Source organism: Roseateles sp. GW821-FHT03B02 (assembly GCF_059421025.1).
This window is the reverse complement of record NZ_JBWKUV010000009.1, coordinates 115,416-130,017: the sequence shown is the minus strand read 5'-3', so window position 1 is coordinate 130,017 and position 14,602 is coordinate 115,416. Positions and strand designations below refer to the sequence as shown.

Here is a 14,602-nt window from a genome sequence, read left to right as displayed (position 1 = left end):
CAGGCGTTGCCGCAGTGTCGCGGAGAGCGGCACCGTGTAGCGCTCAGCAGGATGACGACATCAGCCGAAGCGGAAGCTGGATGCCGTCACGCCGCCGAGGAAGCCGGTCTCGTGATAGCTGCAGCTGCCCGTCTCGCCCTCGGCGGCGCCGGCGGCCACCATCAGCGGCAGTAGATGTTCCTCGCGCGGGTGGGCCAGCCGGGCGGCCGGCGCCTGCGTCCAGGCCAGCAGGCGCTCGGCACGTCCATCCGGCGGGGGCAGGGCGCTCTGCAGCCAGGCATCGAACTGGGCCGAGGGCGCCCGGCCGGCCTCGTTGTAGAGCCGCAAGTTGTGGAAGCTGAAGCCGCTGCCGAGGATGAGCACGCCTTCGTCGCGCAGCGGCGCGAGCGCCCGGCCCAGGGCGAGGTGGTCGGCCGGGCCCAGGCCGCGCTTCAGCGACAGCTGCACCACGGGCACCCGGGCGTCGGGATACATCGGCACCAGCGTGCAGAAGGCGCCGTGGTCGAAGCCGCGCCGGGCGTCCGTGGCCGCTGGCAGCCCGGCCGCCTGGATCAACGCGACGACGCGTCCGGCCAGCTCGGGGTCGCCCGGGGCGGGGTAGATCACCTCGTAGGTGTGCGGCGGGAAGCCGCCGTAGTCGTAGAGCATGCCCGGGGCCGGCGAGGTCATCACCGTGAAGGCAGCCTCCTCCCAGTGGGCGGAGACCATCAGGATGGCTTTCGGTTTTTCGGGCAGCGTGGACGGCAGTGCCTGCAGCGAGGCTTCCAGCTGCGCATGGGCCCGGCGGTAGTCGCCGTCCATGAACGGCCAGGGGCCGCCGCCGTGGGAGAGGAAGAAGGTGGGCATGCGTGTCTTCATGCCCGAAAGACTACGCCCGCAAAGTGCGGGCGCGTTTCAGTCGACTTGAGCCCGGCATTCGCAAAAGTCGAATGCCGATGCCGGGAGCTGCGTTCAGCCGCGGCGACGGCGGCCTGCGGCCAGCGCGGCGCCCCCTGCCAAGGCCAGCAAGGCCAAGCTGGCAGGCTCCGGCAGCCGGCCGGGGTTGATGGACGTGTCGTTGGCCAGGCGCCAGTTCAGGATGTCGTGGTTCTGGAGGCCGGCACCTGTCGCCGCCGTGAAGCCCACGTAGGCCGCGTTGGTAGTCAGATCGCTGGCAATGTCGATGCTGTAGTCGGTGATCAGCTGGATCAGCGCCAAGCCATCCTGCTGCACGCTGACGTTGAGCTTCTTTGTCGTGCCGTCATAGTTGATGAAGGCCGACCAGACCTTGCCGTTGCTCATGCAACCGTCGTTCAGGTAGGAGCTGTCGAACAGATGGCAGTACGACACGCCGTAGGGGCTGCTGACCGGGGAGCTGGCCAGGGAGCCGTTGACGTCCAGGCCGATGTGGTTGCTGGCACCGGCCTCGCCGTTGTCGAAGGTGTCGAACTCAATGGCGACGCTGTTCGCCACGCCGAAATAGCCCATGCCGCCACCCGCGCCGCCCAGGCCGCTGCTGGCCTTGGCCAGCACGAAGGTGAAGCCGTCGGCGGGGTCGATGCCGCCGGCCTGACTCATGCGGAACTGGAAGCTGGTGCTGAAGGTCGCGCCGGCGCCCAGTGCGATGGCGGTCGTGCTGTAGCCCGCGCCGTTGCCGCCGCTCGCGGGGGTCACCCGCAGCTCGCCACTGGCGATGTCGGCGGCCGAGCCGACACAGGTCAGCGTGGAGCCGCAGGCGCCGGTGAAACTGCTGTAGTCGATGACCAGTGCGGCGTTGGCGTGCGGAGCGGCTGCGGCGAGCGCCAAGGCAGCGGCGGCGAACAGGGAACGGCGTGACATGCTTCTCCTCCTCAGGGGTTTTCAAACGAGAGGCAAATTCGGTGCCACGCCAGTGATCGCAGGGGAGCGGCGGGGCTTTACGGGCGCCGAAGGCCGGGTGGTTGTCAAAGCTGCCGACACCCCTGAGTCGGGTGCCGGCGGGTCGATTCGGACCGCCGTCGATAATCCGCGCCCCATGGCCGCACCCACCTCCTTTCAACCGCCGCCGGAAGCCGCCGACGACGCCCTCCGCGTCGAGGACTACTTTCGCGACGGCGCCGCCCCCGCGGACGCGCTGCTGTGGTGGCAGCTGGAGCGCCAGGACGCGCTGCTGGCCGCCCAGCGCGCGCTGTTCGGCGGGCCTGCGCCACTCGTGAAGCTGCGCGTCTGGGTGTTCTTCGAGCTGATGGCGCTGCGCGAATCTCGCCTGACGCGGGACGCACTGAACCAGGCCTTCCACGTGCTGCGCGACGAAGTGCTGGACAGCGTGCTCAAGCGCCTGCGCGACGCCGACCTGCTGGCCTGGGACGCGACGGCCCAGACCTATGCCGTCACGCCGCTGGCCCAGCAGCTGGTGGGCATCCTGCAGCCGCTGACGCAGGAGCAGGCACCTGACGGCGACCTGGCCTCGCTGCTGGCCGGCGTGGCAGGCGCCCACCAGCTCGGCACGCTTCAACCCGCGCAGCTGCAGCATCTGCTGGCCCAGCTGTCCCGCCTGTACGACGAGTTTGCCGATGCCATCGCCAGCGGCAGCGAGTTCGCGCTGCGGCGAGCCCGCACCCGTTTCGAGAAGGCGCTGACGCTGGTGGACCGGGCTGGCGAGGCCTTGGGCGCAATCATTGCCCAGGCCGAGTCCGCCGGCGAGGCGCGCCTGGAACGCCTGGCGCGCGAGCTGGGCCTGGCCCAGGCGCGGCTGCTGGCGATGGCCAGCCAGTTCAACCGTGCGCTGCAGCAAGCCGATCGCCAGCGCGTGACGCTGGGCTCCACCGGCATCACGACGACCGACGTGCGCCGCTGGCTGCAAAGCCAGAGCGACCTGGCCGCGCTGATCAAAGGCGCCTGGGAGCGGCCGGTGCACCCGGTGCTGGTGGCGCAGCGCGACCTCGTCGATACGGCCGAGGCCGAGTTCGAGCGCGACCGCCCCAAGCCCGCCGAGGCCGCCGCGCTGCCGCAGGGCCAGGCCGCGCCGACCGGCGAGCTGGCCGTCATGCAGCTGCCGCCCGACATGGATCAGATGCAGGCGCTGCTCGCCGCCTGGTCCGCCGAGCCCGTCGAGCGCGACCTGACCCCCGCCATCCTCGGTGGCAGCTATGCCCGCGCCGCCTACCGTGCCCAGCTCTTGCCGCTGCTGGGTGATGCCCAGGCCCGCCACCTGAAGGGCGCCACCGGCGACATGGCGCGCCAGCCGTGGTCGGTGCGCTGGTCCGCCGAACAAGGCCCCGTGGACGACGAGTTCGTCAAATGGATGAGCCGCGGCGTCCTCACCCCTGATTCAACTGCTTCATGAGCCCACTCGACGACTCCCAGCAACTCGCCGCGCAACTGCTGGCCCGCCGCTGGCTGCCGCGCAGCCACCCTCTCGTGAAGCGCGCGCTGATCGACACCGAGTTGTGGAACCAGCTCAGCGCCCGACTGGCCGGCGTGGGCCTGCAGCTGGTGGACAACGTGCACGCCGACCACATTTCGGTCGCGCTGCTGCGCCCGGCCGAGAGCGCCGTGTTCGGCGAGACGGGCCTGGCCGCCAACAACAACCTCGACCTGCCGCGCGACGGCGTGGCACTTCTCGTCGTGCTGTGGTCGCTGATCGTGCTGCCCAAGCGTCAGCGCCAGGTCGCGCGCAGCGATGCCATCCACGCCGGGCAGGGCGAGTTCTTCGCCACCGACAAGCCCATGCCGCAGGCCGCCAGCGTCGCGCCGCTGATCAGCTACCGCAGCCTGCTGGCCGACTTCGGCGACCAGCTCGGCAAGAAGCTGCGGCTGGACACCAACCTCAAGCTGCTGGAGCGCCACGGCTTCGTCACGCGCCGCGGCGAGGACATCGCCGAAGGGCCGCTGCTGGACCTGCTGATCGACTACGACCTGCTGGCGCCGCGCATCCTCGACGGCGCGTTGGGCGACGTACTGGCCCGCGCCGGCCATCCGCTGCCGCGCCCCGACGAGGCCGAACAACAAGATATCGACGACTGATGTTCCACCTGCAATCGCTTGAACTGCTGCACTGGGACTACTGCCAGCGCGTCACGCTGCCGCTGGACGGCGCCATCATCACCATCGCCGGCCCCAACGGCTCGGGCAAGACCACGCTGCTGGACGCGATGCGCACGCTGCTCGGCCTGGAGTGCTCGGGTGGTCGCACGTACAAGACCTACGCCCGCCACGCCAACGCCGAGACGGCCTGGCTGCGCGCGCTGGTGGACAACCGCCCGCGCACGCGTCAGAACAGCAGCCGGCCCTTCGCCTCGTCGCTGCTGTATGCCGACCAGGTCACGTTGGCCTGCCGCATCGAGCGCCACGGCGGCGACTGGGTGCGGCGTTACGTCATTCTCGACGGCGTGCACGAGATCGAGCAGCTCGCCGAGAAGGGCGACCGCGACTGGCTGGGCATCGAAGCCTGGAAGAAGCGGCTGGAAGCGGCTGGCCTGACGCGTGCCATCGGCCGCGTGCTGGCGCTGGAGCAGGGCCAGACCGACCGGCTCTGCGAGCTGAGCCCGAAGGAGCTGTTGCGCCTCGTCTTCGAGGTCTTTGGCGACCAGGAGGTGCTGGACCGCTACGAGCAGGCACGCAGCCACCAGCAGCAGCTGGGCAAGGAGGTCGAGCAGGCCGGCGCCGAGTTGGCCCACACCCAGGCCCAGCTCAGCGACCTGGCCAACCGCGTCAACAGCCACCGCCAGTACCAGCTCAAGATCCAGGAGCGCGAGCGCCTGGCCACCGAGGTGCTGCCCGTGCTGCGCTGGAGCGAGGCGCGCGAGCGCATCACCCGCGATGCGCGCGAGCTGCACCGCCAGCGTCTGTTCGCTTCGGGTGACGTGAAGGCGCTGAGCGAGAAGCGCGCGGCGCTGCATGGCTTGTTCACGGCACAGGAAGCCGCGAAGGAACGGCTGAAGTCTCTCGATGTCGAGAGGCGTGAGGCCCGTGCCGCCTTCGACGCCGCCCGCGAAGCCGAGCGGCCGGCCGAGTCGCTGGTCAAGCGCGAGGACGAGCTGAAGGCGCTGGCCGACGTGGAGGCCGACGCCGCCGCGCTGACCGCCAGGATGCAGGAGCTGGCGTCCGAACGCGAACGCCTGCGCGCCGACTACACCCGCGCCAGCGACAAGGCCTCGCGCGTGCAGACCCAGCTCGGCGAGCTGAGCGGCAAGCGCCTGCCCCCGCCGCCCCCCGAGGTCGCGCCGATGAAGCGCGCGCTGGACGATGCCGGCATCGCCCACTACCTTGTCGCCGACAGCATCGACATCGCCGATGAAACTTGGCGCGCCGCCGCCGAAGGCCTGCTGCGCCCATCGCGCTGGGTCGTCGTGCTGAAGCACCGCAGCGACGAAGGCCGTGCCTTCGACATCGCCGCCAAGCAGCGTTACCGCCATTACGTCGTGGCCGACACCTCGCCCGTCACGCAGGCGCCGGCCGGCTCGCTGCTGGCCGCGCTCAGCGTCAGCGCGCCGCTGCCGGCCTGGCTGGCGCGACAGCTCAGCGGCATCCGCTGCGTGACGTCGACAGAAGAGGGCGCCCAGGTCGGCGGCGAATGGATCACCACCGACGCTTACTACCGCGACGGCCGCGGCGGCCGCAGCGTGTTCGTCGAACCGCGCGACCACCAGTTCGGCGCCTCCGCCGTCGACTCGCGTCGCGCCGCGCTGGAAGCCGAGCTGGCCCGCTGGGACGGCGAGCTGAGCCGCATCGCGAAGGCGCAGGCCGAGGTCGAGCGCCAGTTCAAGGATGTGCAGCGCGCTGCCGTGGGCCACAAGGCCGCGCAGGAGCTTTCCGAGCGTGCCGACGAGTTCGCCGAAGCCCGCGCGCGCCTGCCGGTGCTGCGCCAGGCGCGCGCCGAGGCGTCCACGCGCATGAGCACGCTGGACAGCGAGCACGACCGCGTTGTGCGCGAGTCCACGCGTAGCGAGCAGGCCTATGAGGGGGCGCAGATCGCGCTGAAGGATGGCGAGGGCTCGGCCGCCGGTCGGCTGCGCGAGCACGAGGCGAAGCGCGACGCGCTGCGCAAGGCTTCGCAGGAATCGCGCAAGCAGCAACGCCAGTTTCCCAAGTCCTGGGTCACGCCCGCCGCGCTGTCCGCCGTGCGCGACGAATTCGAGAACGCCCGCCAGGCCGAGATCCGCGCGCATCACGTGGACCAGGAATTGCAAGGCGGCCACTGGGAGGTGGACGCCAGCGTCGTCGAGCGCCACGCGCGCATGGCCGCCCAGGTGCATGAGCAGGACAGCCAGCTCAGCGACCGCCGCGCCAGCAATGAGATGGCCCGCATCGCCGCCTTCAACGCCCGCGAGCGCTACATCGACGTGCTGCGCGCCACGGTGCGCCGCTACAAGAAGAACGTAGCCGAGCTGGGCGAGCTGGCCGGCACGACGGCCGAGGCCGTGCTGCCGCACCTGGACAACGACGACACCGTGCTGTCGCAGGCTGGCCTGCAGGTCAAGTTCAACTTCGACGGCAAGGGCGAGGTGGGCCTGAACGACGGCGAGGCCTCGGGCGGCCAGCAGGTGCTGAAGAGCCTGATCCTGCTGGTGGGCCTGATGAAGGACGACGAGACGCCCGGCGGCTTCGTCTTCATCGACGAGCCCTTCGCCCACCTGGACGTGCGCAACATCCAGCTCGTCGGCCATTTCCTGCGTTCGACCCGCGCTCAGTACCTGCTGACGACGCCTATCACGCACAACGTCGAGGTCTTCGAGCCCAGCGAGATCACGCTGGTGACGAGCAAGAAGCCGCGCGGCGAACGCTGGGCGCCGCCCATCGCCGTGCTGGCGCGCCGGCCGGAAGTGTCGGTCTATGAATGACTGGGACTACCCGTCGCCGTTCACGCTGGCACTGACGCCGGCGGCCGAGCACATCGACGGGCTGGCCCATACCAACAACGCGGTCTACGTGCAGTGGTGCGAGCAGGCGGGCTGGGCGCATTCCGAGGCGTTGGGCCTGTCGCTGCAAGACTACCGGCGCCTGGACCGCGCCATGGCCATCCGCGAAGGGCACTACGACTACCTGCTGCCGTCCTTCGAGGGCGAGGCGCTGGTGCTGGGCACCTGGCTGACGGCCAGCGACGGCCGGCTGACTATGGAGCGGCGCTTCCAGCTGCGCCGGGCGAGCGATGGCGTCACGCTGGTGCGGGGGCGCTGGGTGCTGGTCTGCATCGAGATCAGCAGTGGTAGGCCGAAGCGCATGCCGGCGGAGTTCCTAGCGGGCTACCAGGCGGCCGTCGTCACCCAAGGCTAGTGGTACGGGCGCACGCTGGACAGCGGCGCGAAGTCGAGCTCGCGGCGGCCGGCGTCCCACTGAAGCGGACGCCAGCAGGCCTGCATCTCGCTGCGTAGCGTGTTGTCGGTGACCTTCTGGCCACAGAGCGGCCCGCCCACCGCGAGCCAGAGCTTGCCCTGCGCCACGCGCATGCCGAGCACGCCATGCGCGAAGGCACTGGCCGCGCTGCCATCGGCGGCCGACAGGTACACCTCGACCGATCCTCCACCGGCCCCGACGAACAAGGACTCCGCGCCCTGGCAAGAGAAGGCGGCGGTGTAGATCACGTAGTCGTTGAGGCCGTCGCCGTTCAGATCTACGGCGCTGACCAGGCCCGGCGAGGCGCCGGGCTTGCCGCCGACGCCCTGGCAGTCGGCCGTCATGCGGTTCACGGCCTCTCGAACCGCGGCGGGCAAGGGTGGCGCGGCAATCGCATTCGATAGCAGGGCCAGTGCGGCCAGCAGGGCAGTGGTGAGACGCATGCTGCGACTCTACGGGGCTCGCTCGACGGTCCGCGGTGTAAAAAGTTCTTATACGTTTCGTATATGAATCGTATATAGTCGTGGCATGGGAATCGTCAAAATCTCCGATCCGTTGCACGAGAGCCTGCGCGTTGCCAGCCAGGCCCTGTCGCGCTCCATCAATGCCCAGGCCGAGCACTGGATGCGCATCGGCATGCTGGCCGAGCTGCATCCGCAGCTGAGCCACAGCGAGATCTGCCAGCTGCTGATCCGCGCCGAGCAGGAGGGCGGGCTGGACCTGGCCCGGCTGGCGGGCTGGGCTCAACCGGCCAAGGCCAAGGGAGCCCGGGCATGAAGAGCCTGAAACTGCGCACGCCCGACGAGGTGGCCAAGGCTCGCGAGGCCGGCCACCTGATCGCCGAGGTGCTGGCCATGCTCAAGCCGCACGTCGTGCCCGGCGTGACGACCGGGGAACTGGACGACCTTTGCCACGACTACATCGTGGGCACACTGAAGTGCATCCCGTCCAACGTGGGCTATCACGGCTACCCCAAGACGGCCTGCATCTCGCCCAACCATGTCGTCTGCCACGGCATCCCGTCCAAGGACAAGAAGCTGAAGAAGGGCGACATCGTCAACGTGGACGTCACGCTGACCAAGGACGGCTGGTTCGGCGACAGCAGCCGCATGTTCATCGTCGGCGAGGCCAATGTGCTGGCGCGCCGGCTGGTGATGACGACCTATGAGGCCCTGCGTGCCGGCATCCGCCAGGTGCGCCCGGGGGCGACGCTGGGCGATGTGGGCTTCGCCATCCAGCAGGTCGCGCACGCGGCCGGCTTCAGCGTCGTGCGCGAGTACGGCGGCCACGGCATCGGCGACATTTACCACGATGACCCGCACGTGAACCACTTCGGCCGCCCCGGCGAAGGCCTGAAGCTGCAGGAGGGCATGATCTTCACGATCGAGCCCATGATCAACGCCGGTGGCGCCGGTATCCGCGAGCTGAACGACGGCTGGACCGTCGTCACGCGCGACCACTCGCTGTCCGCCCAATGGGAGCACATGGTGACAGTGACGGCCGATGGCTTCGAGATCCTGACGCCCTGGCCGGACGGGCTGGGCGATTATCCGGCGATCGACTGATCCGCCTGCGCCCGCAGGCGGACCTTCACGTCGGCATAGGCCGCGTCGATCAGCGCCTGCAGGGCGGCGGCATTCACCGCAGCGCCGGGCCTGAGCTTGACGTGGCGCATGAACCTGCCGCGGCCCTCCAGCAGTCCGGCGGGGTCCGGCAGCTCGGCGCCGCAGAAGAAGCCGACGTTGACGTGGGCCTTGAAGGCATTGACGTAGGCGAAGGCCGCATCGCCCACGCAGGCGGTGGGCATGCCGTCGTGCAGCAGCTCGGTCACGTCGGCGCCGCAGCGGCGCAGCGCGGCAAACCAGCGGCCCGCGATGTCGCCGAGGTCGCCGCCGTGGTTCGCCAGCCAGGCGTCGACGGCCCCATCCCGGCTCGTCGCGGTGGGAAACCTCATCAACGCGCGCATGACGGGCCCGTCATCCCTCGGTCCTCGCGTGCGCGATGCGGTGGCCGGCCAGGGCATGGCTGCGCATGTCCGCCGCGCGGCCGAGCAAGGCGTGCCCGCAGCCCCGCAGGGGCCTCGGCAGGCCGGCCTGCCATTGCGACAGGGTCCGTTGGCGCTGCAGTGGATCGGCTTCGAGCATGGCCGGGCGTGGTTGGCAGGGCGGCACTACCGTAGCCCAGTTCGCCAGGCTGCGCCAGCGGGGTGCGCCCGCCTCAGCCTCGTGCGTCGAAGCGCGTCAGTGCCGCGGGGATGCCGTCCAGCGGCAGCACCTCGTCCACGGCGCCGAGCTTGATGGCCTCCATGGGCATGCCGAAGACGACGCAGCTGGCCTCGTCCTGGGCCAGCGTGCGCACGCCCAGGTCGTGCAGCTGCTTCATGCCGCGGGCGCCGTCGTCGCCCATGCCGGTCAGCATGATGGCCAGCGCGTCGCCGCCGGTGTGCTCCGCCAGGCTGCGGAAGAGCACGTCCACCGAGGGCTTGTGGCGGTTGACCGGCGGGCCGTCCAGCACGACGGCGAAGTACTGGCCGCCGCTCTTGCGCAGCTTCATGTGCCTGCCGCCCGGCGCGATGAGGACGACGCCGCGCTCCAGCCGGTCGCCGTCGCGGGCCTCCTTTACGCGCATGGCGCACAGGCCGTCCAGGCGCTGGGCGTACATGGCCGTGAAGCGCTCGGGCATGTGCTGCACGATGGCGATGCCCGGCGCGTCGGCCGGCAGGGCCCTCAGGATCTGCTCGATGGCCTGGGTGCCGCCGGTGGAGCTGCCGATGACGACGGGCTTGTTGACCGACAGCGCATGCAGGCCTGCCACGGTGCTCCGGTGGACCGGGCCGGCTGCCACCGCCGCCGGCACGCGCGGCAGGCGGGGCCGCGAGCGCGCGGCGGCCTTGAGCGTGGCGATGAGTTCGCGGCGCGAGTCTTCGAGAAACTGGCGCAGGCCCAGCCGCGGCTTGGCCACGACCGCCACCGCGCCGGCGGCCAGCGCATCCAGCGCGATGCGGCTGCCCTCCGTGCTCAGGGACGAGCAGATGACGGTGGGGATGGGCGCCTCGGCCATCTGCTGGCGCAGGAAGGTCAGGCCGTCCATGCCGGGCATCTCGATGTCCAGCAGCAGCACGTCGGGGCGCTGCTTGCGGATCAGCGGCGCGGCGATGAGGGGGTTGGGGGCGCTGCCCGCGGCCTCGATCTCGGGGTCGCCCTGCAGCAAGGCCGTCATGGTCTGGCGCACGACGGCGGAGTCGTCGATGACGAAGACGCGGGTCATGCAAGGCTCGGCAGCGGCAGCGGCGGGCGGGCCATGGGAACCGTCTCGACCTCGGGCGCCTGGGGGCCGACGGTCCAGCGCAGCTTGCGGTAGGCGTAGCCGCCCAGCGCAACGCCCAGCACGCGGGTGCCGGTCAGGTGCAAGGCCTCCAGCGCCCATTCGAAATTGGCCGCACCGACGTGCCCCTGCTCCGCCGACGTGCCGGCCTGGCCGGGGAACATGTTGCCGCCGCCATAGACCCAGGCCAGGCATTGCTGCGGGTCGATGCCGCGGCCGCGCAGCAGCCTGTGCATGCTGGTCAGCGCGGCGTCGCCATAGGCCGTCTCGCGCGTGGGGGCGCCCCTGGGCGCGCCGGCATGCACGACGTGGCACATCGCGCCCACGGTGCGGCGGGGGTCAGTTAGCAGGATGGCGACGCAGGAGCCCAGCAGGGTCTCCAGGCGATCGCCGCGCTCCACGCAGGCGACGTCGCCGGGGTGCAGGGTCAGGATGCGGGGTTTCATCGGTCAGGGGTCTTGCGATAGGCGCCGGGCGCCAGCACGGTCAGCGGCGTGCTGCAGGGCACGCGGCCTTCTGCGGTGCCGAGAAAGAAGAGGCCGCCCGGGCGCAGCCGGGCGAGCACGCGGTCCACGACCGCGCTCTTGGTGGGAGCGTCGAAATAGATCAGCACGTTGCGCAGGAAGACGACGTCGAAGGTGCCGATGTCTTCGATGGGCGCGCACAGGTTGAGCTGGCCGAAGCGCACCTGCCGGCGCAGCGATTCGCGCATCTGCACGAGGCCAGCGCTCTCGTCCTCGCCGCGCAGGCAGTAGCGCTTGAGCTGCCGCGTGGGCACCTCGCGCAGCCGCTCGGCGGGGTAGATGGCTTGCACCGCGCTTTGCAGCACGCGCTCGCTGATGTCGGTGCCCAGGATGGACCAGTCGCTGCCGATGCAGCCCTGCAGCTCCAGGTCGGCCAGCAACATGGCCGTGCTGTAGGCCTCGTCGCCGAAGGACGAGGCAGCGCTCCACACGGCCAGGCGCTGCGGGCGGCTGCGCTGCAGCTCGGCCTGCAGCAGCGCGAAGTGGGCGGGCTCGCGGAAGAAATAGGTCTCGTTGGTCGTCAGCAGATCCACGGCCATCTGGAACTCGCCGCCGTCGTCAGCGTCCTCGATCAGGTCGGCGTAGTCCTCGAAGCTGGCCAGGCCCAGGTGCTGGACGCGGCGTGCCAGCCGCGAGCTGACGAGCGGCATCTTGCTCTGCGCGAACGACAGCCCGACCGAGGCGTGCATGAGCCAGGCGATGCGGTCGAAGCCGCGGCTGCTCAGCTGGGGCGTGCTCATGCCCGGCTCTCAGGCGGCCAGGGCTGGATGGCTGGCCTCGCAAAGGGCTGCCATCTCGCCGATGTCGAAGGCGCGGTCCGGCTCCAGCAGCACGACGAAGCGCTCGCCGCGCTTGCCCATGCCGGCGATGAAGTCGCGCCGCGTGGCGCCGCCGAACTGCGGCGGCGGCTCGATCTGCGACGGGTCCAGCGAGATCACCTCGCTGACCGCATCCACCATCAGGCCCAGCTCGGCACGCTCGCCATCGCGCAGCGCGTCGAAGATGACGATGCAGGTCTTCTTGCCAACGCTGGCCGGCCCGCGGCCGAAGCGGGCCTGCAGGTCGATGACGGGCACGACCGCGCCGCGCAGGTTGATGACGCCGCGCACGAAGTCGGGCATCAGCGGCACCGGTGTCATCGTGCCGTGCTGGATGATCTCGCGCACGGTGCGGATGTCCATCGCGAACAGCTCGCCATCCAGCGAGAAGCTGAGGAACTGGCGGGCCGCTGCGCCGGCTGCCTGGGCAGGGGATGTGCTCATGCCGGTCTCCGGGCTCAGAAGGGGCGGAAGTTGCCGTGCGTGCCGGTGGCCTGCGGGCGCGGCTGGCTGGTGCGCGCGGCGCCTTGGCCGCGCATGGGCGAGTTCGGCGCGCGGCGTTCGACGAAGGGCGCCGGCTCGACCTGGCTGCGGCCGGACTCGCCCTGGGTGTTGAAGAAGGCCACGGCCTGCTGCAGCTGCTCGGCCTGGCCGGAGAGCTCTTCCGACGTGGCGGCCAGTTCCTCTGAAGCACTGGCGTTCTGCTGCGTGGCCTTGCTGAGCTGGCCCATGGCGCCGCCGATCTGCGTGACCGACTGGCTCTGCTCTTGCGAGGCCGCGGCGATCTCCTGCACCAGCTCGCTGGTCTTCTGGATGCTGGGCACGATTTCGTCGAGCAGCTTGCCGGCACGCTCGGCAGTGCTGACGCTGTTGCCGGCGAGGTCGCCGATCTCCTTGGCCGCCTCCTGGCTGCGCTCGGCCAGCTTGCGCACCTCGGCGGCCACGACGGCGAAGCCCTTGCCGTGCTCGCCGGCGCGGGCGGCCTCGATGGCGGCGTTCAGTGCCAGCAGGTTGGTCTGGTAGGCGATGTCGTCGACGATGCTGATCTTCTGCGCGATCTGCTTCATGGCCGACACCGTCTGCGTCACGGCCGTTCCGCCGTCGGCGGCTTCGCGGCTGGCCTTGGTGGCCATGCCGTCGGTGATGCGGGCGTTGTCGCTGTTCTGGCTGATGCTGGCCGAGATCAGGTCGATGGACGACGTCGTCTGCTCCACGGACGAGGCCTGCTCGCTGGCGCCCTGGGACAGGCTCTGCGCCGTGGCGCTGACCTGGTTGGCCGCGCCGGTGAGCGAGTCGGCCGCGGCGCGCACCTCCTCGATGATGGCGGCCAGCTTCTCGCAGCTGCTGTTGGCATCGTCCTTGACCTGCTGGAACACGCCCTCGGCCTCGCGGCTGATGCGCTGCGTCAGGTCGCCCGCGGCCATGGCGCTGAAGACGCGGCCCACGTCGGCAATGATGGCCGCGACCTTCTCGCTGGTGGCGTTGGCGTCGTTGCGAACCTGGCCGAACACGCCCTCGTAGTCGCGCGTGATGCGCTGCGACAGGTCGCCGGCGGCCAGTGCGCCGAAGACGCGGCCGACGTCGTCGAAGATGACGGAGGTCGTCTCCATCAGCGCGTTGACGCCCTCGCACAGCGCGGCGATGGGGCCGGACTTGCCCGCCATCGGGATGCGCTGCGAGAGGTCGCCGCCGCGCGCGGCGGTGGCCACCTCGCGGGCCTGCTCGACGGCTTGCTCCAGCATCTGCGACGCAGTGATGCGGGCGGTCACGTCGGTGGCGATCTTGACGACCTTGATCACGCGGCCCATCTCGTCCTTCACGGGCGCGTAGGCCGCCTGGATCCAGACCTGCGTGCCGGCCTTGGTGACGCGGGGATAGATGTCGTTCTGGGCTTGGCCGGCGTTGAGGTCGCGCCAGAACTGGGCGTAGGCGGGGCTGGCGGCCAGCGCGGGGGCGCAGAACATGCGGTGGTGCTGGCCGCGTACCTCGTCCAGCGTGTAGCCCATGGTTGTCAGGAAATTCTGGCTGGCCTGCAGCACCTGGCCGGTGAGGTCGAACTCGATGTAGGCGTAGCTCGCATCGATGGCCGCCAGGATGCCGCGGGCGTTCTGGCGCTCGATCTCCTGCTCGGTGATGTCGTAGCGCACGCCGAGGTATTTCATCGGCTTGCCGTTGTCGCCCAGGATGGGGGCGATGACGGCGTCCACGTAGTACGGCGTGCCGTCCTTGGCGCGGTTCTTCACGACGCCGCGGAAGATCTCGCCGCGGCCGATGGTGGCCCACATCTGCTTGAACACCTCCTTGGGCATGTCGGGGTGGCGCGTGGTGTTGTGGCCGTGGCCGATCAGCTCGCTGCGGCCGTACTTGGAGACCTGCAGGAACTTCTCGTTGATGCTCAGGATGTCGCCCTTCTTGTCCGCCTCCGAGACGATGCTGGTGACGTTCATGATGTCGGTGCGCACCTTGAGCTCGGACTCGGCCTGCTTGAGCCGCGACTCGGCCTCCGCACGGGCGGTCTCGGCGGCCTGCTGGGCGGCCAGGGCCTGTCGGGTTTCGGCGTGCGCGGCGCGCAGGGCGTTGCCGGCCAGCAGGCGGGCGATCCAGGAGGGGGTGATCGTGGTCATGGCGAAATCCTTTTTTTCT

15 protein-coding genes and 2 pseudogenes are annotated in these 14,602 nt (G+C 70.3%); 6 read left to right on the top strand and 11 right to left on the bottom strand.

Annotation, left to right across the window (positions count from 1 at the left end; genetic code table 11):
• Nucleotides 1–60: 60 nt before the first annotated feature.
• Both AC07VX_RS21855 and AC07VX_RS21850 read right to left on the bottom strand, forming a co-directional pair.
• Nucleotides 61–846, bottom strand: coding sequence for a DODA-type extradiol aromatic ring-opening family dioxygenase (locus AC07VX_RS21855; protein ID WP_493167148.1), 786 nt, complete (start codon nucleotides 844–846; stop codon nucleotides 61–63).
• A 105-nt stretch (nucleotides 847–951) separates the two neighbouring features.
• Entirely contained in the window at nucleotides 952–1,818 is an 867-nt protein-coding gene (locus tag AC07VX_RS21850; RefSeq protein WP_493167147.1) for an L-type lectin-domain containing protein, read from the bottom strand.
• Nucleotides 1,819–1,993: 175 nt separating this feature from the next.
• Between AC07VX_RS21850 and AC07VX_RS21845 the strand changes: the two genes are divergently transcribed.
• From AC07VX_RS21845 to AC07VX_RS21830, 4 genes are read left to right on the top strand one after another with little or no spacing between them, the layout of a single operon-like run.
• The gene (locus AC07VX_RS21845) at nucleotides 1,994–3,304 is read left to right on the top strand and encodes a hypothetical protein (protein WP_493167146.1); all 1,311 of its coding nucleotides are present in this window, start codon (nucleotides 1,994–1,996) and stop codon (nucleotides 3,302–3,304) included.
• A complete protein-coding gene (locus tag AC07VX_RS21840) occupies nucleotides 3,301–3,984 on the top strand; it encodes a hypothetical protein (RefSeq protein WP_493167145.1) in 684 nt (227 codons plus the stop codon). Before AC07VX_RS21845 ends, AC07VX_RS21840 begins: the two co-directional genes overlap by 4 nt.
• Entirely contained in the window at nucleotides 3,984–6,800 is a 2,817-nt protein-coding gene (locus AC07VX_RS21835) for an ATP-binding protein (RefSeq protein WP_493167144.1), read from the top strand. Before AC07VX_RS21840 ends, AC07VX_RS21835 begins: the two co-directional genes overlap by 1 nt.
• Nucleotides 6,793–7,233 carry an acyl-CoA thioesterase gene (locus AC07VX_RS21830; protein WP_493167143.1) on the top strand — a complete coding sequence of 147 codons (441 nt, stop codon included), beginning with the start codon at nucleotides 6,793–6,795 and terminating at the stop codon, nucleotides 7,231–7,233. Before AC07VX_RS21835 ends, AC07VX_RS21830 begins: the two co-directional genes overlap by 8 nt.
• Here the strand turns inward: AC07VX_RS21830 and AC07VX_RS21825 are convergent.
• On the bottom strand, nucleotides 7,230–7,736 hold the full coding sequence (locus AC07VX_RS21825; protein ID WP_493167142.1) for a hypothetical protein: 507 nt from the start codon (nucleotides 7,734–7,736) through the stop codon (nucleotides 7,230–7,232). The two genes, AC07VX_RS21830 and AC07VX_RS21825, sit on opposite strands and share 4 nt — an antisense overlap.
• An 85-nt stretch (nucleotides 7,737–7,821) precedes the next feature.
• Between AC07VX_RS21825 and AC07VX_RS21820 the strand changes: the two genes are divergently transcribed.
• The gene (locus AC07VX_RS21820) at nucleotides 7,822–8,070 is read left to right on the top strand and encodes a ParD-like family protein (protein WP_493167141.1); all 249 of its coding nucleotides are present in this window, start codon (nucleotides 7,822–7,824) and stop codon (nucleotides 8,068–8,070) included.
• Nucleotides 8,067–8,858, top strand: coding sequence for a type I methionyl aminopeptidase (gene map, locus AC07VX_RS21815; protein ID WP_493167140.1), 792 nt, complete (start codon nucleotides 8,067–8,069; stop codon nucleotides 8,856–8,858). Before AC07VX_RS21820 ends, map begins: the two co-directional genes overlap by 4 nt.
• Here the strand turns inward: map and AC07VX_RS21810 are convergent.
• From AC07VX_RS21810 to AC07VX_RS21775, 8 genes and pseudogenes are all read right to left on the bottom strand, one after another.
• A complete protein-coding gene (locus tag AC07VX_RS21810) occupies nucleotides 8,840–9,247 on the bottom strand; it encodes a DUF1801 domain-containing protein (protein WP_493167139.1) in 408 nt (135 codons plus the stop codon). The two genes, map and AC07VX_RS21810, sit on opposite strands and share 19 nt — an antisense overlap.
• A 22-nt stretch (nucleotides 9,248–9,269) precedes the next feature.
• Nucleotides 9,270–9,437 (bottom strand): hypothetical protein, encoded by a 168-nt coding sequence (locus AC07VX_RS21805; protein ID WP_493167138.1) that lies wholly within the window; start codon nucleotides 9,435–9,437, stop codon nucleotides 9,270–9,272.
• Between the two features lie 73 nt (nucleotides 9,438–9,510).
• The gene (locus AC07VX_RS21800) at nucleotides 9,511–10,560 is read right to left on the bottom strand and encodes a protein-glutamate methylesterase/protein-glutamine glutaminase (protein ID WP_493167137.1); all 1,050 of its coding nucleotides are present in this window, start codon (nucleotides 10,558–10,560) and stop codon (nucleotides 9,511–9,513) included.
• The gene (locus tag AC07VX_RS21795; RefSeq protein ID WP_493167136.1) at nucleotides 10,557–11,063 is read right to left on the bottom strand and encodes a chemotaxis protein CheD; all 507 of its coding nucleotides are present in this window, start codon (nucleotides 11,061–11,063) and stop codon (nucleotides 10,557–10,559) included. The genes AC07VX_RS21800 and AC07VX_RS21795 overlap by 4 nt, the downstream gene beginning before the upstream one ends.
• Nucleotides 11,060–11,881 carry a CheR family methyltransferase gene (locus AC07VX_RS21790; RefSeq protein ID WP_493167135.1) on the bottom strand — a complete coding sequence of 274 codons (822 nt, stop codon included), beginning with the start codon at nucleotides 11,879–11,881 and terminating at the stop codon, nucleotides 11,060–11,062. Before AC07VX_RS21790 ends, AC07VX_RS21795 begins: the two co-directional genes overlap by 4 nt.
• A 9-nt stretch (nucleotides 11,882–11,890) precedes the next feature.
• Nucleotides 11,891–12,403, bottom strand: a complete 513-nt coding sequence (locus tag AC07VX_RS21785; protein WP_493167134.1) for a chemotaxis protein CheW — start codon at nucleotides 12,401–12,403, stop codon at nucleotides 11,891–11,893.
• A 14-nt stretch (nucleotides 12,404–12,417) separates the two neighbouring features.
• Nucleotides 12,418–13,032, bottom strand: a pseudogene (locus tag AC07VX_RS21780) (methyl-accepting chemotaxis protein); the annotation flags it as partial.
• 675 nt (nucleotides 13,033–13,707) lie between these two features.
• A pseudogene (locus AC07VX_RS21775) lies at nucleotides 13,708–14,583 on the bottom strand (PAS domain-containing protein); the annotation flags it as partial.
• Between the last annotated feature and the right edge of the window lie 19 nt (nucleotides 14,584–14,602).

What these genes read in the sequence shown, in the direction of transcription:
- AC07VX_RS21855 (WP_493167148.1), bottom strand. Translation starts at nt 846, where the DNA reads ATGCCCACCTTCTTCCTCTCCCACGGCGGCGGCCCCTGGCCGTTCATG.
- AC07VX_RS21850 (WP_493167147.1), bottom strand. Translation starts at nt 1,818, where the DNA reads ATGTCACGCCGTTCCCTGTTCGCCGCCGCTGCCTTGGCGCTCGCCGCA.
- AC07VX_RS21845 (WP_493167146.1), top strand. Translation starts at nt 1,994, where the DNA reads ATGGCCGCACCCACCTCCTTTCAACCGCCGCCGGAAGCCGCCGACGAC.
- AC07VX_RS21840 (WP_493167145.1), top strand. Translation starts at nt 3,301, where the DNA reads ATGAGCCCACTCGACGACTCCCAGCAACTCGCCGCGCAACTGCTGGCC.
- AC07VX_RS21835 (WP_493167144.1), top strand. Translation starts at nt 3,984, where the DNA reads ATGTTCCACCTGCAATCGCTTGAACTGCTGCACTGGGACTACTGCCAG.
- AC07VX_RS21830 (WP_493167143.1), top strand. Translation starts at nt 6,793, where the DNA reads ATGAATGACTGGGACTACCCGTCGCCGTTCACGCTGGCACTGACGCCG.
- AC07VX_RS21825 (WP_493167142.1), bottom strand. Translation starts at nt 7,736, where the DNA reads ATGCGTCTCACCACTGCCCTGCTGGCCGCACTGGCCCTGCTATCGAAT.
- AC07VX_RS21820 (WP_493167141.1), top strand. Translation starts at nt 7,822, where the DNA reads ATGGGAATCGTCAAAATCTCCGATCCGTTGCACGAGAGCCTGCGCGTT.
- map (WP_493167140.1), top strand. Translation starts at nt 8,067, where the DNA reads ATGAAGAGCCTGAAACTGCGCACGCCCGACGAGGTGGCCAAGGCTCGC.
- AC07VX_RS21810 (WP_493167139.1), bottom strand. Translation starts at nt 9,247, where the DNA reads ATGAGGTTTCCCACCGCGACGAGCCGGGATGGGGCCGTCGACGCCTGG.
- AC07VX_RS21805 (WP_493167138.1), bottom strand. Translation starts at nt 9,437, where the DNA reads ATGCTCGAAGCCGATCCACTGCAGCGCCAACGGACCCTGTCGCAATGG.
- AC07VX_RS21800 (WP_493167137.1), bottom strand. Translation starts at nt 10,560, where the DNA reads ATGACCCGCGTCTTCGTCATCGACGACTCCGCCGTCGTGCGCCAGACC.
- AC07VX_RS21795 (WP_493167136.1), bottom strand. Translation starts at nt 11,063, where the DNA reads ATGAAACCCCGCATCCTGACCCTGCACCCCGGCGACGTCGCCTGCGTG.
- AC07VX_RS21790 (WP_493167135.1), bottom strand. Translation starts at nt 11,881, where the DNA reads ATGAGCACGCCCCAGCTGAGCAGCCGCGGCTTCGACCGCATCGCCTGG.
- AC07VX_RS21785 (WP_493167134.1), bottom strand. Translation starts at nt 12,403, where the DNA reads ATGAGCACATCCCCTGCCCAGGCAGCCGGCGCAGCGGCCCGCCAGTTC.